This window comes from Pseudomonas sp. NPDC087626 (assembly GCF_044743405.1).
Taxonomy (GTDB): domain Bacteria; phylum Pseudomonadota; class Gammaproteobacteria; order Pseudomonadales; family Pseudomonadaceae; genus Aquipseudomonas.
Genome location: NZ_JBIUWJ010000032.1, coordinates 21042 through 39401 on the forward strand (window position 1 = coordinate 21042; position 18360 = coordinate 39401).

Genomic DNA, 18360 nt, shown 5'->3' on the forward strand with positions numbered 1-18360 from the left:
AAGGACTGGGCCCCGCGCGCGCGAGAATTTGCGCGCGGGGCGCCGTCAGTCAGAGAGTTGATCCGTGTCACAATTTTGCGTGAGTTCGAGACTACAATCGACAGCTCACGCAATGCTCTCTTTTACGCACGGAGGTCAGCAATGAAGATCCTGATAAAAGAACTGGCAAAATCCCGCTGGCAAGTACGCCTGGACAATCAGACCGTGAACTTCCGCTCCGAAGCCGAAGCCCGGGCTTTTACCTCGACCCTCGAGGCCCGCTTGCACGCCCCCCATTACCTCCCTGAACCCCAGCAACGAGCGGCCGGCTGACTCAAGCCTGGGCCTGCGCCGCCCGGACGACTTGCAGGCGACGGGTGAGCATCGCGACGCTCACCACCAGTATCCCGCACAGGCTGATGACCATCGCCATCGGCATGGCCGTGCCGTCGTGCAACACCCCCACCAACGCCGCTGCCCCGGCGGCGACACTGAACTGCAGGCAGCCGAGCATGGCCGAGGCACTGCCGGCGCGCGCGCCCTGCCCGTTCATGGCGCAGGCCGCGGCGTTGGGAATGATGCAGCCAAGGCTGGCAATACAAATGAACAGCGGAATCAGCAAGGGCCAGAGCTGCTCGGTGTGCAGCGTGCTGACCGCCAGCAGGGTCAGGCCCGCCGCCAGATAGACCCACACCGCGCGCGCCAGCAGGAACGCCGGCCCACGCTTGGACAGCAAGCGTGCATTGAGTTGCGCCACCAGGATGAAACCCGCCGCGTTGAGGCCGAACAGCCAGCCGAAATGCTCCGGCGGTACGCCGTACAGCTTGATGAACACGAAGGGTGAGCCGGCGATGTAGGCAAACATCCCGGCGATCGCAACGCCCCCGGTCAGGGCGTGCCCAAGGAAGACCTTGTCCGCGAGCAACCGACCGTACTGGCGCAGCGCGCCGGACAATGGCTGGCGTGGTTGGTTGGCCGGCAGACTTTCCGGCAGGCCCATTGCCACCGCCAGGGCTGACAGGGCACTGAACGCGGTCAAGGCGATGAAGATCGACTGCCAGCCATGCAGGTTGACCAGCAGCCCCCCGAGCATCGGCGCGAGGATCGGGGCCAGGCCCATCACCAGCATCAATTGCGAAAAGACTTTCGCCGAGCCCACTGCATCACACTTGTCACTGACCACCGCACGGGAAATCACCATCCCGGCGCAACCGCCGAGGGCCTGCACGAAACGTGCGGCGATCAACCAATCCAGGCTCGGCGCGAAGGCACACGCCAGCGAAGCCAGGGTGAACAGGGTCACGCCCACCAGCAGCGGAATACGTCGACCGAAACGATCGGCCACCGGCCCATAGGCCAACTGTCCCAGCGACAAGCCGAGGAAGTACGCGGCCAGAGTCATCTGCACGTGTTTTTCGTCGGTGCCGAACGCGGCGGCCATGGCCGGAAAGGCGGGCAGGTAGAAATCGATGGCCAGCGGCCCAAAAGCGCTCAAGGCGCCAAGAATCAGAATGGTACGGAAATTCATCAGGCGTCCAGCTCACATCAGTCGGCAGCCCGACAGTCTAGCCGCGCTTGGACGCCTTGAACATTCCGATAGGTCGCTAACTAATATTTTTCATCCTGCCAGTTTGACCGCGTACCCTTCCTCGCTGATCGCACTGATCACCTGCTCGGCCGACAAGCCGCTTTCCACACCCACTTCCTTTGCCGCCAGGTCGACCCGCACACTGGCCGCCGGATCCTTGGCCTGCAGGGCCTGGGTAATCGTGCGGACACAGTGACCGCACGACATACCTTGAACGTTGAATACTTGCATGGGGCATCTCCTTTGATGGGGTTGGCAGCAGTCTTGAGCTTGCCACCGTGGCAAGGTCAAGTTCCGCGATGAACGGCCGGGCTGGCATTGCACCGCATGCTCGGTCAAGCTTGGCCATCCATGACATACAAGCAGGAGACTCAGCCATGCGCTGGCACGCTTTCAGCCTACTGGGCATGCTCAGTCTTTGCGCCGCCGCCTCGCCGGCCAGTGCGCAAGACTACGGGGTACTGATCATTTCGCGCGAGCGCCTGGAAGTCGCGACCTCGTGCGAAATCGGCGTGTACATCCAGGACCAGCTGTCCGCGCGGCTGTTCCAGGAGCAAAGCACCTCGTTCAACCTGCCGCCCGGGACCTTCTCCCTGCGCCTGAAACTGCTGCCTGGCCAAGTGCCCGGCTGCAACCCCGGGATGCTCGCGCCCGGTTCGCAGAACATCACCCTGCGCGCCGGAGATATCCACAAGTACCGCGTCGCCATGAACGCCCAGGGCATGTACCTGAAGCCGGCGACATTGGGTTATTGACTCCCGCTACCCGCCGACCTGTGGGGTGTGGCGTTTTGCACATGGCGCTTGACCTTGCCAGCATGGCAAGGTTGAACCTGTAGGTCATTTCTACAGGGAGTAAGACCGATGTCCGATTCCACCACCTTCGATCTGCCGATTGCTGGCATGACCTGCGCCAGTTGCGCCGGGCGTGTCGAGCGGGCGCTGAGTAAAGTCGTGGGCGCCACCTCTGTCAGCGTCAACCTGGCGACCGAACAGGCGCGTGTCCAGGCCCCGCGCGACAGCTTGCCGGCCTTGATGCAGGCCGTGCAGCAAGCCGGCTACAGCGTTCCCGCCCAGAGCCTGGAACTGAGCATCGGCGGCATGACGTGCGCCTCGTGCGCCGGTCGCGTCGAGCGCGCGTTGAACAAGGTGGCCGGGGTCAAGAGCGTCAGCGTCAACCTGGCCAGCGAGCGGGCACACCTGGAGTTGCTCGGCCAGATCGACCCGCAGGTGCTGATCAATGCGGTGACCAAGGCCGGTTACAGCGCCAGCGTCTGGCAAGCCGAGCAACGCTCCAATGACGACCAGCAACAGCGCCTGCAACGTGAGCGCTGGAGCGTCCTGCTGGCCGTGCTCCTGGCGTTGCCACTGGTGCTGCCGATGCTGGTGCAACCCTTCGGCCTGCACTGGATGCTCCCGGCCTGGGTGCAGTTCATCCTGGCCACTCCGGTGCAGTTCATCTTCGGTGCGCGTTTTTATGTCGCCGCCTGGAAAGCCGTGCGCGCCGGTGCCGGCAACATGGACTTGCTGGTCGCCCTGGGCACCAGCGCCGGGTATGGCTTGAGCATCTACCTGTGGGCGACCGCCAGCGCGGGCACCGAACCGCACCTGTACTTCGAGGCCTCAGCCGTAGTGATCGCCCTGGTCCTGCTCGGCAAGTACCTGGAAAGCCGCGCCAAACGCCAGACCGCCAGCGCCATTCGGGCCCTTGAAGCCTTGCGTCCGGAGCGGGCGATCCAGGTGATCGACGGCCGCGAACAGGACGTTGCCATCAGTGCCTTGCGCCTCGGTGACCTGGTGCTGGTCAAGCCCGGCGAACGGTTCCCGGTGGACGGTGAGGTGGTCGAAGGCCAGAGCCACGCCGACGAAGCCCTGATCAGCGGTGAAAGCCTGCCGGTGCCCAAGCAGCCCGGCGACAGCGTCACCGGCGGCGCCATCAACGGCGAAGGCCGCCTGCTGGTACGGACCCTGGCCCTCGGGGCGGAAACCGTGCTGGCGCGGATCATCCGCCTGGTCGAAGACGCCCAGGCTGGCAAGGCGCCCATTCAAAAGCTGGTGGACAAGGTCAGCCAGGTGTTCGTGCCGGTGGTGCTGCTGCTGGCCCTGGCCACCCTGATCGGTTGGTGGTTGTACGGTGCACCTCTGGAAACCGCAGTCATCAACGCAGTGGCCGTGCTGGTGATCGCCTGTCCTTGTGCACTGGGCCTGGCCACACCTACCGCGATCATGGCCGGTACCGGCGTCGCTGCCCGCCACGGCATTCTGATCAAGGACGCCGAAGCCCTGGAGCGCGCCCACGAAGTCAGTGTGGTGGTATTCGACAAGACCGGCACGCTGACCTCCGGCACCCCGCGCATCGCCCACTTCAGCGCCGTCGACGGCAACGAAGCGACGCTGTTGCAACAAGCCGGCGCCCTGCAGCGCGGCAGTGAACACCCGCTGGCCAAGGCCGTGCTGGACGCCTGCGCCGAACGTGAGCTGGCCGTGGCCGACGTCACTGCCAGCCAGTCTCTGACCGGTCGCGGCATTGCCGGCACCCTGGACGGCCGGCAATTGGCCCTGGGTAATCGCCGCATGCTCGAGGAAAGCGGCTTGAACGCCGGGGCCCTGGCAGACTCGGCCACGGCCTGGGAAGCAGAAGGCCGGACCCTGTCCTGGCTGATCGAACAAAGCCCCGAGTTGCGAGTACTGGGCCTGTTCGCCTTTGGCGACACCCTCAAGCCCGGCGCCCTGCAAGCCATTGAGGAACTGAACAGCCAGCACATCGGCAGCCACCTGCTGACGGGCGACAACCGGGGTAGCGCCAAGGTGGTCGCCCAAGCCCTGGGCATCAGCAACGTGCACGCCGAAGTGCTCCCCGCGGAAAAAGCCTCGACCGTCACCGAACTGAAGAAAACCGGGGTGGTGGCGATGGTCGGCGACGGCATCAACGACGCTCCGGCACTGGCGGCGGCAGACATCGGCATAGCCATGGGCGGCGGCACCGACGTGGCCATGCACGCGGCCGGCATCACCCTGATGCGCGGCGACCCTCGGCTGGTGCCGGCAGCGCTGGAGATCAGCCGCAAGACCTATGCGAAGATCCGCCAGAACCTGTTCTGGGCCTTCGTCTATAACCTGATCGGGATCCCGCTGGCCGCATTCGGCTTGCTCAACCCGGTCATGGCCGGTGCGGCGATGGCCCTGTCCAGCGTCAGCGTGGTCAGCAACGCCCTGCTGCTCAAGACCTGGAAGCCGAAAAAACTGGAGGATCTGGAATGAACATTGGCCAAGCCGCCCGGCAAAGTGGCCTGAGCGCCAAGATGATTCGTTACTACGAGTCGATCGGCCTGCTCAAGCCGGCGCACCGCACCGACAGTGGCTACCGTCTGTATGGCGAGCAGGACCTGCACAGCCTGGCCTTCATCAAGCGCTCCCGTGACCTGGGCTTCTCGCTGGAGGAAGTCGGCAAGCTGTTGGCCCTGTGGCAGGATCGCCAACGGGCCAGCGCCGACGTCAAGGCCCTGGCCCGCCAGCACATCGACGAGCTGAACCAGAAAATCCTTGAGCTGGGCCAGTTGCGCGACACCCTGCAGGACCTGGTGGAGCACTGCCAGGGCGATCACCGCCCGGACTGCCCGATCCTCAAGGAACTGGCGTCGGGCTGCTGCGCCAAACCCGCTCATAGCTGACCCTGTAGGCACCCAAAAAAAACCCGGCCGAGGCCGGGTTTTTGCTGCTCGCGATTACTGCATCCAGGGCGGAGGCGGCTCTTCGGCTTTGCTCGGTGGCGCGTCGTCTGCGGCGCGGATCGCCTGGCGGCGCTCCTCGTCCAGGCGGGCGGCCTCGATCTCACGCATGATGCCGCCGACGTCCGCCAGTTCTTCCGGCTCGTCGAACTCGCCGGTCAGGATACTGGCCGGGTGCAAGGTCCCGGCTTCGTACAGGGCCCACATCTCCTTGGCGTAGCGGGTGCGCTTGAGCTCCGGGGCAAAGCGCCCGAAGTACGAGGCCATGTTGCCCACATCCCGCTCGAGCATGCTGAAGGCGTGGTTGTTGCCCGCCGCATCCACCGCTTGCGGCAGGTCGATGATCACCGGACCGTCCGGCGTCAGCAGCACGTTGAACTCCGACAGGTCACCGTGCACCAGACCGGTACACAACATCAGTACGATCTGGGAAATCAGGAAGGCGTGATATTCACGCGCCTGATCGGCATCCAGTACCACGTCGTTCAGGCGCGGAGCGGCATCGCCGAACTCGTCGGCCACCAGCTCCATCAGCAGCACGCCTTCCAGGAAGTCGAACGGCTTGGGCACCCGTACCCCGGCACCGGCCAGGCGGAACAACGCCGCCACTTCGGCGTTCTGCCAGGCATCCTCGGTTTCTTTTTTACCGAACTTGGAGCCCTTGGCCATGGCCCGGGCCTGTCGGCTGTTGCGCACCTTGCGGCCTTCCTGGTATTCGGCGGCCTGGCGGAAACTGCGTTTATTCGCCTCCTTGTAAACCTTGGCGCAACGTAATTCGTTGCCGCAGCGCACCACATAAACAGCTGCTTCTTTACCACTCATGAGTGGGCGCAGCACCTCGTCGACCAGACCGTCCTCGATCAGGGGTTCAATGCGTTTTGGAGTCTTCATCAGCTTTTATTGTGGGTCCTTTATTACCAAACACGCGAAAGTCATTCGTTATACGGCAATCCACTCACGGCGGGGAGGGGTTGCCGACCTATGAACCCTGTGGATGCACTCAATGTGCCAGATTTACCCACTCAATCCTGAGGACCGGGGCAGATCATAGCTCAGACTCTGACTTAGGTTAGCAGCCGGATTAGCAGGCATTTGCGACAGAGTGCGCAATCCAAGAGCCAGCACCATGTAGGTTTTTTTCCAATAAAACCTCAATTTCCCCCTCCAGCGGCCGAAGTCATCCATGACAAAAGGATTTGTCTGACAATCGGCCAATAAGAACAATTCTGGAGCGCGGATGAACATCAAACAAAAACTGACCTGGGCATTTGCAATCATTGCCTGCTTGCCCGTGGTCCTGGTTGCCACACTGGTGGTGATGAACCTGCGCAGTGATGCCAAGGACAGCTTTGTCGACAGCAGCGGTCGCGAGATCCGCCAGGTCAGCAACGCCATGCAAATGTTTTTCGACGGCATCAGCCAGAACGTCGACTACCTGGCCTCGCTGCCGCTGATCAAGAACACCGACGCCAGCCTCAAGACCTACATGGCTGCCAACGCGGCGGACATCCCGCAGGGCGAGATGGACAAGCAAGTGTTCGCCCTCCTGCAGAACCTGGGCAACAGTCACCCGGCCTACGCCTATGCCATCGTCGGTACCAGCGCCGGCGGCTACGTGTCCTGGCCCGATGACGCCCAACTGACCAACTACGACCCGCGCCAGCGTCCCTGGTACAAGGCCGCCCAGGCCAACCCGGGCAAACCGCTGCGCACCGCGGCCTATTACTGGACCGATAACAACACCACCTACGTCAGCACCGTGCGCACCCTCGATAACCAGTTGGGGCCCAACGGTGGCGTGGTCAGTATCGACGTGACGCTGACCCAGCTCACCGAACTGGTCAAACAGATCAAGCTCGGCGAAACCGGCTACCTGATGCTGATGGAAAACAACGGCACCGTGCTGGTCGACCCGCAACGGCCCGAACACAACTTCAAGCCGTTGAACTCCCTGGGCGAGGGTTACGCGCAACTGGCCAAGGCCGGCAAGGGCCTGGTGGAAGTCGAACTGAACGGCGAGCGCTACATGGCCAACGTCTGGCCGTCGGAGCAACTGGGCTGGACGTTCATCGGCCTGATCAAGCAAGCCGACGTCATGAGCGAGGCCACCCAGTTGACCTGGCTGATCGCAATCATCGCCGCAGTCCTGGCGGCGATCTTCGCCGTGGTCGGGGCCAGTTTCGCCAGCCTGATCGTACGGCCGATCCGCAGTGTCGCCAGTGGCCTGGAAGGCATCGCGCAAGGTGAAGGCGACCTGACCCAGAACCTGCAGGTCCGTGGCAGCGACGAAACCGCGCAACTGGCCAGTTGGTTCAACCAGTTCCTGGCAGCGATTCGCAGCCTGATCCAGCACATCGGCGGCGCCGCGACCAAGATCCTCGCCAACTCCCACAACGCCACCCAAGTGTCCGGCGAGATGGCCGAAGCCGCCGGGCGCCAGCGCGAAGCGGTGGACATGGTGTCCACGGCATTCCATGAAATGGTCGCCACCGCCAACGAAGTCGCCCGCTCGTGCAGCCAGGCCGCCGATTCCGCGGACAACGGTCAACGCCAGGCCCATGAAGGCCAGCAGCAGATCGACGCCGCCGTAAGCAGCGTCGACCGTTTGAGCCAGGAAATCGAGCAATCAGCGTTATCGATGCAACAGCTGGAACGCGACAGCAATGACATCCAGTCGATTCTCGGCACCATTCGCTCCATCGCCGAGCAGACCAACCTGCTGGCCCTGAACGCGGCCATCGAAGCGGCACGCGCCGGTGAACAGGGTCGCGGCTTTGCCGTGGTGGCCGACGAAGTCCGCGCCCTGGCCAAACGCACCGCCGACTCCACGGCGGAAATCGACGGCCTGCTGGGCAACCTGGCCAAACGCACCAGCCAGGTGACCCAGCAAATGCACGCGAGCCTGCAAGTCTCGCAGCAGTCGGTAAGCCGCATTGGTGAGGCACGCAACAGCTTCGGGCAGATCCGCGAATCGGTGGACGTGATCCGCGACATGAACACCCAGATCGCCACCGCCGCCGAGGAACAACACCAGGTCGCCGAAGACATCAACCGGCACATCAGCCAGATCCATGGCGATGCGCAACTGGTGGCGGAACTGGCGAACTCGGCACGCCTGGACTCCCAGAGCCTGGCCGGGTTGTCCAATGAGCTGGATGGCTTGGTGCGAAGGTTCCGCACCTGATCAAAGGGCTGGGGGTGCCTAACGCTCGATAATTGCCGTCACTCCCTGCCCCCCGGCGGCGCAGATCGAGATCAGTCCGCGGCCCTGCCCCGCTACGTCCAGCAACTTGGCCAGGTTGGCGACGATGCGCCCACCCGTCGCCGCAAACGGATGGCCGGCGGCCAGGGAGCTGCCTTTGACGTTGAGGCGGCTGCGGTCGATCGAGCCCAATGCCTCGTCGAGTCCCAGGCGGCTCTTGCAGTAGTCCTCGTCTTCCCAGGCCTTCAAGGTGCACAGCACTTGCGCGGCGAAGGCTTCGTGGATTTCGTAGTAGTCGAAGTCCTGCAGAGTCAGGCCGTTGCGCGCCAGCAGACGCGGTACGGCATACACAGGGGCCATCAACAGCCCCTCTGCGCCGTTGACGAAGTCCACCGCCGCCGCTTCACCATCGCGCAAATACGCCAGGACTGGCAGGCCACGCTCTTGCGCCCAGGCTTCACTGCCCAGCAGCACCAGGGAGGCGCCATCGGTCAGTGGCGTCGAGTTACCCGCCGTGAGTGTGCCCTTGCCAGTCTTGTCGAAAGCCGGTTTGAGCGCCGCCAGTTTTTCCAGGGTCAGGTCCCCACGCAGGTTGTTGTCACGGGTCAGGCCGAGGAAAGGTGTCATCAGGTCGTTGTGCCAACCTTCGGCATAGGCGGCGGCCATTTTCTGATGACTTTCCAGCGCCAGTTGATCCTGTTCGGCCCGGGGAATACTCCAGGTCTGCGCCATCAACTCGCAGTGCTGGCCCATGGACAAGCCAGTGCGCGGTTCGCCGTTGCGCGGTAGCTCGGGCAGCAAGTGCCGGGGACGCAACTGCAGGAAGGTCTTGAGTTTATCGGCAGTGGTCTTGGCGCGATTGGCTTGCAGCAGAATCTTGCGCAGGCCTTCGTTGACCCCGATCGGCGCGTCCGACGTAGTGTCGACGCCGCCGGCAATACCGCAGTCGATCTGTCCCAGGGCGATCTTGTTCGCCACCAGCAACGCCGCTTCCAGCCCCGTGCCGCAGGCCTGCTGAATGTCGTAGGCCGGGGTGGTCGGCGACAGCCGTGAGCCGAGTACGCACTCGCGGGTCAGGTTGAAGTCCCGGGAATGCTTGAGCACCGCCCCCGCCGCCACTTCGCCCAGGCGCAGGCCGTGCAGGTTGTAGCGCTCGATCAGACCCTCGAGCGCGGCCGTCAGCATCGCCTGGTTGCTGGCGGTGGCATAGGGGCCATTGGAGCGGGCGAAGGGGATGCGATTTGCGCCGATGATCGCGACGCGACGCAGCTGAGTCATGAAAAGCTCCTATTCTGTGAAAGCCATGACCCACAAGCGTAGGCCTTATCTCGCGGATCGAACGACTGATGACGATTCGTGGTCCACACTTTGAACCCCAACCGCTGGAGCGCGTTCCATGTCAGACCGCTATATCGACTTCGCCAACTCGTCCCTCGGCCACCGCGTGGTCGGCGCCCTTGGCCTGCCGTCGCCGGTCCGCCTGGAACGCTGGGAAGCCGGTCGGCTGCGGCCGGTGGACGGCGCACTGCTGATCGGCGGCGGCCCGCTGGCCAGCAAGGTCCAGGCCTTCGCCAACAAACTGACCGAGCAGATCTACAGCTACGGCGCCGAACCGCTGGTGGCCCAGGCATGGATTCCCGGGCATGGGCCCAAGCTCAAGGCCGTGCTGTTCGATGCCAGCGACCTGCTACAAACCGGCCAGCTCAAGCAGTTGCGCGAGTTCTTCCAGCCACTGCTGAAAAACCTCGACCACAGCGCCCACGTGGTGATCCTCGGGCGTGCTCCGCAGAGCCTCAGCGACCCCTTCGCCGCCAGTGCGCAACGGGCCCTGGAAGGTTTCAGCCGCTCCCTCGCCAAAGAGTTGCGCAGCGGCGGCACCTTGCAATTGCTCTATGTCGGCAGCGGTGCCGAAGAACAACTCGAAGGCGCGCTGCGGTTTTTCCTCTCGCCGAAAAGTGCCTACGTCAGCGGCCAGGTAGTGCGGCTCAACGCCTGCGCCACTCAGGTCCAGGACTGGACCCGGCCACTGGCGGGACGCCGGGCCCTGGTCACCGGTGCCGCGCGCGGCATCGGCGCGGCGATTGCCGAAACCCTGGCCCGCGATGGCGCCGAGGTTGTGCTGCTCGACGTGCCCCCAGCCAAGAGCGATCTCGAAGCCCTCGCCGCCCGCCTGGGAGGCAACAGCATCACCCTGGACATCTGTGCCGAAGATGCCGCTGCACGCCTGATCGAACAGTTGCCCCAGGGCATCGACATCGTGGTGCACAACGCAGGCATCACCCGCGACAAGACCCTGGCCAACATGACCCCGGAATTCTGGGATGCGGTGCTGGCCGTCAACCTCAATGCCCCGCAAGTGCTGACCCAGGCCCTGCTCGACAGCGGCACCCTGCAGGACCACGGCCGGGTGATCCTGCTGGCCTCGATCAGTGGCATCGCCGGTAACCGTGGCCAAACCAACTACGCCGCCAGCAAAGCCGGGCTGATCGGCCTGGCGCAGGCCTGGGCGCCGCTGCTCGGCGAGCGCGGGATCAGCATCAACGCCGTAGCGCCGGGGTTCATCGAAACCCAGATGACCGCACACATCCCCTTCGCCCTGCGCGAAGCCGGACGGCGCATGAGCTCCCTGGGCCAGGGTGGCCTGCCCCAGGACGTCGCTGAAGCCGTGGCCTGGCTGGCCCAACCCGGCAGTGGCGCGGTCAGCGGGCAAGCGCTGCGGGTTTGTGGCCAAAGTGTCCTGGGAGCCTGAGCATGACGACGAACTGGCAGGTTGTAGCGGGCGCACCAAAGTTGCCCGAGCTGTATTGGCGGGCCGCGACGCGACGCAAGATCACCGGCAGCGTCCTGCCCGATGACGGCCTGCGCGCCTGGCTCAACGTCGACCCCCAGGCAGTGGCGGCCTACCGCAAGGTCTGTGGATTTACCGAGAACGGCTTGCTGCCGCCGACCTATCCCCATGTGCTGGCGTTCGGTCTGCAATTGCAGTTGCTCACCGCCCAGGCCTTCCCCTTCCCGCTATTGGGACTGGTCCACCTGGCCAACCGCATTCGCCTGCTGCGACCGCTGGGCGGGCTCAGTCGAGTCCGGGCCAGCGTCCACGTGCAGAACCTGCAACCCCACGCCAAGGGCGCGACGTTCGACCTGATCACCCGCCTGGACGATGCCCTGGGGCCGCTGTGGGAAGCCGAAAGCCGGATGCTGTGCAAAGGCGTGAAGCTTGCGGGCGAGTTGCCGGAACCGATCGCGCAGGACACCCAGGATATCGACGAGGTCAGCCGCTGGTGGGCACCGACCGACATTGGCCGGCAGTACGCCAAGGTCTCGGGAGACTACAACCCGATTCACCTGAGCGCACTGAGTGCCCGGCTCTTCGGTTTTCCCCAGGCGATCGCCCACGGCCTCTGGATCAAGGCGCGCACCCTGGCGGCGCTCAGTGGGCATCTGCCCAGCTCGAACCTGGAGATCGCGGTGCAGTTCAACAAACCGGTGCGCCTGCCCAGCGAGGTGATCCTGCTGGCCAGCGCGGCGGGCTCAAGTGGCGACTTGCAACTGAACGGCCACGGCGCGCTGCAGCATATGCACGGCCATTGGCAGCCGCTGGCCTGAGCGCTCAACCGCGCCGAATCAGGAACACCCCCGCCAGAATCAACACCAGCCCGGCAATCTTGCCGGCGCTGATGGGGGCCTCGCGAAACCCTGCCCAACCAAAATGATCCAGCGCCAGCGCCATGCCCAGTTGCCCAGCCAGGACCAGTGCCATGAACAGCATCGCGCCGATGCGCGGTCCGGCAAACGCGGCAGTGGTAATGAAGAACGCACCCAGCAAACCACCGCTCCAATGCCACCAGGTCAGGCTCTTGAGCGCTGCCAGGGTCGGGGTTTCACGCTGGATCAGCACCAGCATCAACAGCGCCATGGTGCCGACAAAAAACGAAATCAACGCGGCAGACAGCACACTGGAAACCTGCTTGGCCAACTGGCCGTTGATCCCGGCTTGCAGCGGCAGGAAGGCGCCTGCCACTAACGGCAGACAAAGTAACCACCAGACGGGGGCCGGCATGTAGATCTCCAAGGACTCGAATAGGTGCGCAGTATAGCGCCCCAAACAGCTGGCTTGAGTGTGTCTGGCAGTTAAGGGGCTGTCGCACTCTGGCGGCGGATTCAGCTTATGCGTGCTGTGCCGGCAGGAGCCGCTTGTGGGAACAGATTGTCCAGGGTATCCAGCAGGCGTTGGTGATAGATGGGTTTGCGGAACAGATCCAGCACTTGCAAGCGCAACAGGTCGCTGACATCGGCCATGTCGGCATGACCCGAGATGACGATCACCGGCAAGTGCTGACGGGCAGTGTGTTCGCGCAGGCGACGGATCAGCGACAGGCCGCTTTCGTCGGGCATGCGCAAGTCGGTGATGACCAGCGCGATATCGGGATGGCGAGTGAGCTGCTGCAAGGCAAGTTTGACCGTGGTTGCGGTAAAACAACAAAAGCCTTCGAGCTCCAACAGTTCGGCAAGCTCCAAAAGCGCGTCCTGTTCATCGTCCACCAGAAGCAACTGTTGACGCAGGGAAGAAGACGCACTCATGGGTGATACCTGTTGACTGTATCAATAACTAAAAGAGGCTACTCCCGCTGTCTCAGCCACCGGCTGGAGGTGGTGTTGCTGCTGCAGGAAGCGAGTCGACCAACCCATCCTCCACCGCTTTAAACGTTGCCGTGATCGAACCGCTGATTCCCGGTACAAACACAATCACCACCAACGCCACCATCGCCACAATCAGCGCGTACTCAATCGCTGAAGCCCCCTCGGTTCTACGAAAAAAACGACGCGTTTTAACGATCAGTTTCTGAAGGAACATAAGACTTCTCCTTGGCGCTCGGGGCGCTGATGTAGCAGGGCTGCAACATGATTGCTCTCTGCCAGCAGAGCATTGTCAACAAGCTCCACCCCAACAAGTGTAAGAAGCAACTAATCAGAAAGTATTAACACTAACTTTGTTGGAAAAAAAAGGCCGTATTTACAGGCACTTCCTCATTTTATGGGCTATTTAGTTATGCGTAATGGCATTTTGGATTAGCTGCACTACCTTCAAATAGCCAAATCGTTGAATGTTCATAGCTGCCTGATTGCGAAGTGATCTCGTTGACCTGAACGAGCCGGTATTGCAGCAGGAAAGGGAGAGCCGTCATGAACAGTCGTATCACTATGGGCCTGGCTGGGCTTCTCTTGGTCGCAGCCATCATCGTCGGATATTGGGGGCTGGTCTTGAGTCGCCAATCTGTCCCTGCTGCACCCTCGGCCAGTCCTGCCGTAGCTCTCGCCACACCCAGCGTCATGGAAAAAACCGTCGCCCAGGCCCAAGAGCAGACTCGCCACCCCGTAGTGGTGTTGGTGCGCGATGTGCCGCCGTTCACTGCGCTGACTGCCGCCGACCTCGCACTGGAGCAACTGCGCAGCGCTCCCGCTGGCAGCTTGAACAGCCTCGAGCAGGCCATTGGCCGAACCCCATGGCGCCCCTTGAGTGCGGGCACCTGGTTGAACCAGGAAAGCTTCGAGGCCGGCGGCCCCCTGGCGCGCATGATCCACCCCGATGAGCGTGCACTGGCCGTCGCCGTGGACGAAGTAGTCGGCGCTGCCGGGCAATTGCTACCTGGCGACTATGTCGACGTCCTGCTGTACCTGCGCCAGGACCAGAGCAACGCGCAACAGACAGCACAGATCGTAATACCGGCGATGCGCGTACTGGGTGTCGGCGAACAGTTCGGCCTGACCAATGACGGCAAGCCTGCCACCCCCGCCGCCAGCCCCGAGGAGAAGCTCAAGCAGGATCAACGTCGGCTTGGCGCGCGCACAATTGTGCTGGCGGTCCCCGAACAATTGCTGAGCCGCCTGATGCTGGCGACGCAGGCCGGCACCCTGCGCCTGGCGGTACGCAGCAACGAAGAACAGCGCTTGGCCAAGTACTGGGCCGGCGAACCCGATTCGGCCGCCAACCTGCAGACCAGCAACCGCCAGCTATTCCAGTTCAACCAACTGGCACTGGGCGAAGCCTCGGTAAACCTCCCGGCCGGCAATAAACAAACGCCGATGCCTCGGCGCGCGATCGAGGTCATCCGTGGCAACCAGGTGACCCAACAAACCCCCTGATCGAGCAAGGATGCATCTTTATGCAAAGTCGTTCCGTGCTGCTCTCCCACCGCTTGATCTGTGCCCTGCTCCTGGTGGGCATGCCGGTCGATGTCGCCCTGGCGACGTCGGGCAATTGCAGTGCACTGGACCAACTGCCCGCAGTGCTGGAAGTGGGGGAAGGATTGCAACAGGTCCTGCAATCGCCCGTGGCAATTACTCGCCTGGCGATCGGTGATCCGAAAATTGCCGACGTTCACCCCAGCGGCAGCAATGCCTTCCTGCTCACCGGGATGGCCCCTGGCGCCACCAGCCTGATGGTCTGGACCGTCTGCTCGACTGCGCCGCGCCAAAGCATGGTGTTCGTCCAGGGCAAAGCCACCGCGGCCATGACCAGCGCCGCCGCGCAACCCACCGAGGAGCCGCTGCTGCCCAGCCAGGTGCAGACCGACATTCGTTTTGTGGAAGTCAGCCGCACCAAGCTCAAGGAAGCTTCAGCCTCGATTTTCGGCACCCGCGGCAACTTCCTGTTCGGCTCCCCCAGGACACTTCCCACCATCGACGGCGTGGTCCAGGGTCGACTGCCGGTGAACAACGACCAGTTCAACTTCTCCTGGATCGGCGGCAAGACCATGGTGATGATCAATGCCCTGGAAGGCAGCGGCTTTGCCTACACCCTGGCCCGCCCCAGCCTGGTGGCACTGAGTGGCCAGAGCGCGAGTTTCCTGGCCGGCGGCGAAGTACCGATTCCGGTTCCCAGCTCCGGCAGCGACAACGTGTCCATCGAGTACAAGGAGTTCGGGATCCGCCTGACCCTGACCCCGACCATCGTCGGGCGCAATCGGATTTCCCTCAAGGTGGCACCGGAAGTCAGCGAGCTGGATTTCAGCAACGCCGTGAACATCGCCGGCACCCTGGTTCCAGCGCTGACCATCCGGCGTACCGACACCAGCATCTCCCTGGCCGACGGTGAAAGCTTCGTCATCAGCGGCCTGATCAGCACCCGCAACAGTTCCCAGGTCAACAAGTTTCCCGGGCTGGGGGACATCCCGATCCTCGGCGCGTTCTTTCGCGACTCGACCATCAACCGCGAGGAGCGCGAGCTGCTGATGATCGTCACCCCGCACCTGGTTCAACCGCTGGCTGCCGATGCCCAACTGCCGTCCCTGCCGGGTGAAAAGCTGCGCAACTACGACCCGAACTTCTATCGCATGTTCTTCCTCGAAAACGGCAATTTCGACAAGCGCAGCGGGTTATCGCAATGAGCCAGAGCCAAAGCCTGAGCCAGACCTTTGTCGCCATCACGCGCAACAGCACCGACCTTGAGTGGCTGCAAGGCGCGCTGGCGCCTTTGGGCCAGGTGGTCAGCGCTGGCGTCGGCAGCCTTGACGAGTTGCTGGCACTGGTCGACGTGACCTTCGCCAGCCTGGTGTTTGTCGGCCTGGACCGCGAACACGTGGTGGCCCAGAGCGCACTGATCGAAGGCGCCCTGGAAGCCAAGCCAATGCTGGCGATCGTCGCCTTGGGCGACGGCATGGACAATCAACTGGTGCTCAACGCGATGCGCGCCGGAGCACGGGATTTTGTCGCCTACGGCTCACGCTCCAGCGAAGTCGCCGGGCTGGTTCGGCGCTTGAGCAAGCGACTGCCGCCGGTGGTGCCAAACACCCAACTGGGAGGGTTGAGCGTGTTGTTCGGCACCCAAAGCGACGCCGACGGTGCGCTGTTATCCAGTCACCTGGCGCTGGTCGTGCAAAAGAGTGGCCAGCAGACCCTGCTGCTGGACCTGGGCTTACCCCGCGGCGACAGCCTGGCCTTGCTCGGTCTGGAAAGCTCGTTCCACTTCGGTGACGCGCTACGCCACCTGCGGCGTATCGATGCAACCTTGATCGACAGCGCCTTTACCTGCACACCCAGCGGCATGCGCATCCTCGCCTACGCCAGCAACGATGAACCGCTGGAGCACACCAGCGCCGCCGAGCTGTACATGTTGCTCAGCGCCTTGCGTCAACACTTCCAGCACATCGTGGTGAACCTCACCGGCCAGCCCGACAGCGAAGCGGTGCGTACCTTCGTCAGCCACTGCGACAAGTTGCTGTGGTACACCGACCAAAGCGTGCTCGACTGTCGACGCAACCTGGCCGTGCTCAACCTGTGGCGAGAAAAAGGCATGAAGCTCGAACATGCCCAACTGCTGGTGGATCGCTACCTGCGCAACGTTGCCCCCGACTCGCAAACCCTGGGTAAAAGCTTTGGCCTGGAAGTCATGGCCACGCTGGCCTTCAGCCCAGAGGTACGCCTCAACGCAAAAAACCAAGGGGTAACCCTGTTCGAACTGGCTCCCCGCGAAGGCCTGACCCAAGCCCTGCGCAGCCTGGGAGAACGGCTCGCCCGGCGCTCCGAACACCCGGACAAACCCAAGGCCAGTTGGCTGAACCGTCTGCGAGGCAGCAAATGAGCAGCGAAAAACTGTTTGGCGCCATGGCCCGGCCAACGGTCGGCAACAGTGACCACGAAGGCCTGAAACTGGCCCTGCACCGCTACATCATCGACGCCATCGAGGAGTCCGGGAAAAACCTCCTGGAAGGCTCGCGCCAACTGCTGGCGCAGTTTGTCATCGACAAGGTCGCCGACTACATCGCCCGCCTGCACCTGGCCGTTTCCCGCTATGAAATGGAGCGCCTGGCCGAAGAAATCGTCGATGAGCTGACCGGTTTCGGCCCCCTCGAAGTGCTGCTGCGCGACCCCGCCGTGACCGAGATCCTGGTCAACGGCCCGCACCGGGTGTTCATCGAGCGCGATGGGGTGCTGCACCAGAGTGACCTGCGCTTCATCGATGCACACCATGTCGAACGGGTCATGCAACGCATTCTCGCACCCTTGGGCCGGCGCCTGGACGAGTCCTCGCCGATGGTCGATGCGCGCATGCCCGACGGCAGCCGGGTCAATGCGATCATCCCGCCGATTGCCCTGGACGGCCCCTGCCTGTCGATTCGCAAATTCCGCAAGGACATGCTCAAAAGCAGCGACCTGATGGCCATGCAGACCATCGACCAGGCCATCTTCGAGTTCCTCCAGGAAGCCGTCGGCCGCCGCTGCAACATCCTCATCAGTGGTGGTACCGGCACCGGCAAGACCACCTTGCTGAACATCCTCAGCCAGTTGATCAACCCCCACGAACGCCTGGTCACCATTGAAGACGTCGCCGAACTGCAACTGGGCCATCCCCATGTGGTACGCCTGGAAACCCGCCCGCCGAATGCCGAGGGCCATGGTGAGGTCAAGGCCAGCGACTTGATCCGCAACGCCCTGCGGATGCGCCCGGACCGCATCATCCTCGGGGAAATTCGCGGCGTCGAAGTGCTCGACGTGCTAACCGCGATGAATACCGGCCACGACGGTTCGATGAGCACCGTGCACGCCAACAACGCCCAGGACGCTTTGTTGCGCCTGGAGACCCTGGTGGGCCTGACCGGCCGCCAGATCGCCGAGCGCACGCTGCGCCAGATGATCTGCGCCGCGCTCGATGTGGTGATCCAGTTGACGCGCATGCCCGACGGTCGACGCTGCGTCAGCGAGGTGGTGGAAGTGGTGGGCATTCGCGATGACATCTACGTCACCAACACCCTGTTCCGCCTCGACCGCCGCACCGGCTTCGGCTTCCTGCGCGAGGCGCTCAATCCCGCTGGCGACAAGCTGCGCCGGGAAGCAGGTCTGACACTCAACTGACCCGGCGAGGCC

At 63.3% G+C, this 18360-nt stretch carries 17 protein-coding genes and 2 pseudogenes; 12 read left to right on the plus strand and 7 right to left on the minus strand.

The window, feature by feature from the left end; genetic code table 11:
- The first annotated feature begins 141 nt into the window (after positions 1–141).
- Positions 142–312, plus strand: coding sequence for a hypothetical protein (locus ACIOVD_RS22465; RefSeq protein ID WP_174244562.1), 171 nt, complete (start codon positions 142–144; stop codon positions 310–312).
- Position 313: 1 nt separating this feature from the next.
- Here the strand turns inward: ACIOVD_RS22465 and ACIOVD_RS22470 are convergent, their stop codons facing one another.
- Positions 314–1507 carry a Bcr/CflA family multidrug efflux MFS transporter gene (locus ACIOVD_RS22470; RefSeq protein WP_095170214.1) on the minus strand — a complete coding sequence of 398 codons (1194 nt, stop codon included), beginning with the start codon at positions 1505–1507 and terminating at the stop codon, positions 314–316.
- 90 nt (positions 1508–1597) lie between these two features.
- Positions 1598–1798 carry a heavy-metal-associated domain-containing protein gene (locus ACIOVD_RS22475; protein WP_095170213.1) on the minus strand — a complete coding sequence of 67 codons (201 nt, stop codon included), beginning with the start codon at positions 1796–1798 and terminating at the stop codon, positions 1598–1600.
- Positions 1799–1944: 146 nt separating this feature from the next.
- Here ACIOVD_RS22475 and ACIOVD_RS22480 point away from each other — a divergent pair, with 146 nt between their 5' ends.
- The 3 genes from ACIOVD_RS22480 (at position 1945) to cueR (ending at position 5237) form a co-directional block, all read left to right on the plus strand.
- Positions 1945–2322 (plus strand): hypothetical protein, encoded by a 378-nt coding sequence (locus ACIOVD_RS22480; protein ID WP_095170212.1) that lies wholly within the window; start codon positions 1945–1947, stop codon positions 2320–2322.
- A 108-nt stretch (positions 2323–2430) separates the two neighbouring features.
- On the plus strand, positions 2431–4827 hold the full coding sequence (locus ACIOVD_RS22485) for a heavy metal translocating P-type ATPase (RefSeq protein ID WP_320333572.1): 2397 nt from the start codon (positions 2431–2433) through the stop codon (positions 4825–4827).
- Entirely contained in the window at positions 4824–5237 is a 414-nt protein-coding gene (cueR, locus tag ACIOVD_RS22490) for a Cu(I)-responsive transcriptional regulator (RefSeq protein WP_095170210.1), read from the plus strand. The genes ACIOVD_RS22485 and cueR overlap by 4 nt, the downstream gene beginning before the upstream one ends.
- Positions 5238–5291: 54 nt before the next feature.
- Here the strand turns inward: cueR and ACIOVD_RS22495 are convergent, their stop codons facing one another.
- On the minus strand, positions 5292–6185 hold the full coding sequence (locus tag ACIOVD_RS22495) for a PA4780 family RIO1-like protein kinase (protein WP_095170209.1): 894 nt from the start codon (positions 6183–6185) through the stop codon (positions 5292–5294).
- A 508-nt stretch (positions 6186–6693) separates the two neighbouring features.
- Between ACIOVD_RS22495 and ACIOVD_RS22500 the strand changes: the two are divergent.
- Together ACIOVD_RS22500 and ACIOVD_RS22505 are read left to right on the plus strand one after the other, a co-directional pair.
- A pseudogene (locus ACIOVD_RS22500) lies at positions 6694–7620 on the plus strand (cache domain-containing protein); the annotation flags it as partial.
- Positions 7621–7878: 258 nt separating this feature from the next.
- A pseudogene (locus tag ACIOVD_RS22505) lies at positions 7879–8478 on the plus strand (methyl-accepting chemotaxis protein); the annotation flags it as partial.
- Between the two features lie 18 nt (positions 8479–8496).
- Here the strand turns inward: ACIOVD_RS22505 and ACIOVD_RS22510 are convergent.
- The gene (locus ACIOVD_RS22510; RefSeq protein WP_401130286.1) at positions 8497–9774 is read right to left on the minus strand and encodes an acetyl-CoA C-acetyltransferase; all 1278 of its coding nucleotides are present in this window, start codon (positions 9772–9774) and stop codon (positions 8497–8499) included.
- A gap of 118 nt (positions 9775–9892) precedes the next feature.
- Between ACIOVD_RS22510 and ACIOVD_RS22515 the strand changes: the two genes are divergently transcribed.
- Both ACIOVD_RS22515 and ACIOVD_RS22520 read left to right on the plus strand, forming a co-directional pair.
- Complete coding sequence (locus ACIOVD_RS22515) at positions 9893–11245, plus strand: 3-oxoacyl-ACP reductase (protein ID WP_401130288.1); 1353 nt, start codon at positions 9893–9895, stop codon at positions 11243–11245.
- 2 nt (positions 11246–11247) lie between these two features.
- Positions 11248–12102: a MaoC family dehydratase gene (locus tag ACIOVD_RS22520; RefSeq protein WP_401130290.1), complete on the plus strand. Its 855-nt coding sequence runs from the start codon at positions 11248–11250 to the stop codon at positions 12100–12102.
- A gap of 4 nt (positions 12103–12106) precedes the next feature.
- On the opposite strand, the gene ACIOVD_RS22525 is transcribed toward ACIOVD_RS22520, so the two are convergent.
- The 3 genes from ACIOVD_RS22525 to ACIOVD_RS22535 form a co-directional block, all read right to left on the minus strand.
- Complete coding sequence (locus ACIOVD_RS22525; RefSeq protein ID WP_095170204.1) at positions 12107–12556, minus strand: DMT family transporter; 450 nt, start codon at positions 12554–12556, stop codon at positions 12107–12109.
- Between the two features lie 101 nt (positions 12557–12657).
- Complete coding sequence (locus ACIOVD_RS22530; protein WP_095170203.1) at positions 12658–13077, minus strand: response regulator; 420 nt, start codon at positions 13075–13077, stop codon at positions 12658–12660.
- A gap of 52 nt (positions 13078–13129) precedes the next feature.
- Positions 13130–13351 carry a Flp family type IVb pilin gene (locus ACIOVD_RS22535; protein ID WP_095170202.1) on the minus strand — a complete coding sequence of 74 codons (222 nt, stop codon included), beginning with the start codon at positions 13349–13351 and terminating at the stop codon, positions 13130–13132.
- A 329-nt stretch (positions 13352–13680) separates the two neighbouring features.
- On the opposite strand from ACIOVD_RS22535, the gene cpaB reads away from it, so the two are divergent.
- The 4 genes from cpaB to ACIOVD_RS22555 are packed head-to-tail and all read left to right on the plus strand — an operon-like array spanning position 13681 to position 18348.
- Positions 13681–14640, plus strand: a complete 960-nt coding sequence (gene cpaB / locus ACIOVD_RS22540; protein ID WP_401130293.1) for a Flp pilus assembly protein CpaB — start codon at positions 13681–13683, stop codon at positions 14638–14640.
- Positions 14641–14660: 20 nt separating this feature from the next.
- Positions 14661–15884, plus strand: coding sequence for a type II and III secretion system protein family protein (locus ACIOVD_RS22545; RefSeq protein ID WP_401130295.1), 1224 nt, complete (start codon positions 14661–14663; stop codon positions 15882–15884).
- Positions 15881–17077: a pilus assembly protein gene (locus ACIOVD_RS22550; RefSeq protein ID WP_095170199.1), complete on the plus strand. Its 1197-nt coding sequence runs from the start codon at positions 15881–15883 to the stop codon at positions 17075–17077. Before ACIOVD_RS22545 ends, ACIOVD_RS22550 begins: the two co-directional genes overlap by 4 nt.
- The gene (locus ACIOVD_RS22555; protein ID WP_401130298.1) at positions 17074–18348 is read left to right on the plus strand and encodes a CpaF family protein; all 1275 of its coding nucleotides are present in this window, start codon (positions 17074–17076) and stop codon (positions 18346–18348) included. The genes ACIOVD_RS22550 and ACIOVD_RS22555 overlap by 4 nt, the downstream gene beginning before the upstream one ends.
- Positions 18349–18360 lie beyond the last annotated feature (12 nt).

What these genes read in the sequence shown, in the direction of transcription:
- ACIOVD_RS22550 (WP_095170199.1), top strand. Translation starts at nt 15,881, where the DNA reads ATGAGCCAGAGCCAAAGCCTGAGCCAGACCTTTGTCGCCATCACGCGC.
- cueR (WP_095170210.1), top strand. Translation starts at nt 4,824, where the DNA reads ATGAACATTGGCCAAGCCGCCCGGCAAAGTGGCCTGAGCGCCAAGATG.
- ACIOVD_RS22475 (WP_095170213.1), bottom strand. Translation starts at nt 1,798, where the DNA reads ATGCAAGTATTCAACGTTCAAGGTATGTCGTGCGGTCACTGTGTCCGC.
- cpaB (WP_401130293.1), top strand. Translation starts at nt 13,681, where the DNA reads ATGAACAGTCGTATCACTATGGGCCTGGCTGGGCTTCTCTTGGTCGCA.
- ACIOVD_RS22470 (WP_095170214.1), bottom strand. Translation starts at nt 1,507, where the DNA reads ATGAATTTCCGTACCATTCTGATTCTTGGCGCCTTGAGCGCTTTTGGG.
- ACIOVD_RS22495 (WP_095170209.1), bottom strand. Translation starts at nt 6,185, where the DNA reads ATGAAGACTCCAAAACGCATTGAACCCCTGATCGAGGACGGTCTGGTC.
- ACIOVD_RS22535 (WP_095170202.1), bottom strand. Translation starts at nt 13,351, where the DNA reads ATGTTCCTTCAGAAACTGATCGTTAAAACGCGTCGTTTTTTTCGTAGA.
- ACIOVD_RS22485 (WP_320333572.1), top strand. Translation starts at nt 2,431, where the DNA reads ATGTCCGATTCCACCACCTTCGATCTGCCGATTGCTGGCATGACCTGC.
- ACIOVD_RS22530 (WP_095170203.1), bottom strand. Translation starts at nt 13,077, where the DNA reads ATGAGTGCGTCTTCTTCCCTGCGTCAACAGTTGCTTCTGGTGGACGAT.
- ACIOVD_RS22555 (WP_401130298.1), top strand. Translation starts at nt 17,074, where the DNA reads ATGAGCAGCGAAAAACTGTTTGGCGCCATGGCCCGGCCAACGGTCGGC.
- ACIOVD_RS22520 (WP_401130290.1), top strand. Translation starts at nt 11,248, where the DNA reads ATGACGACGAACTGGCAGGTTGTAGCGGGCGCACCAAAGTTGCCCGAG.
- ACIOVD_RS22515 (WP_401130288.1), top strand. Translation starts at nt 9,893, where the DNA reads ATGTCAGACCGCTATATCGACTTCGCCAACTCGTCCCTCGGCCACCGC.
- ACIOVD_RS22525 (WP_095170204.1), bottom strand. Translation starts at nt 12,556, where the DNA reads ATGCCGGCCCCCGTCTGGTGGTTACTTTGTCTGCCGTTAGTGGCAGGC.
- ACIOVD_RS22480 (WP_095170212.1), top strand. Translation starts at nt 1,945, where the DNA reads ATGCGCTGGCACGCTTTCAGCCTACTGGGCATGCTCAGTCTTTGCGCC.
- ACIOVD_RS22510 (WP_401130286.1), bottom strand. Translation starts at nt 9,774, where the DNA reads ATGACTCAGCTGCGTCGCGTCGCGATCATCGGCGCAAATCGCATCCCC.
- ACIOVD_RS22465 (WP_174244562.1), top strand. Translation starts at nt 142, where the DNA reads ATGAAGATCCTGATAAAAGAACTGGCAAAATCCCGCTGGCAAGTACGC.
- ACIOVD_RS22545 (WP_401130295.1), top strand. Translation starts at nt 14,661, where the DNA reads ATGCAAAGTCGTTCCGTGCTGCTCTCCCACCGCTTGATCTGTGCCCTG.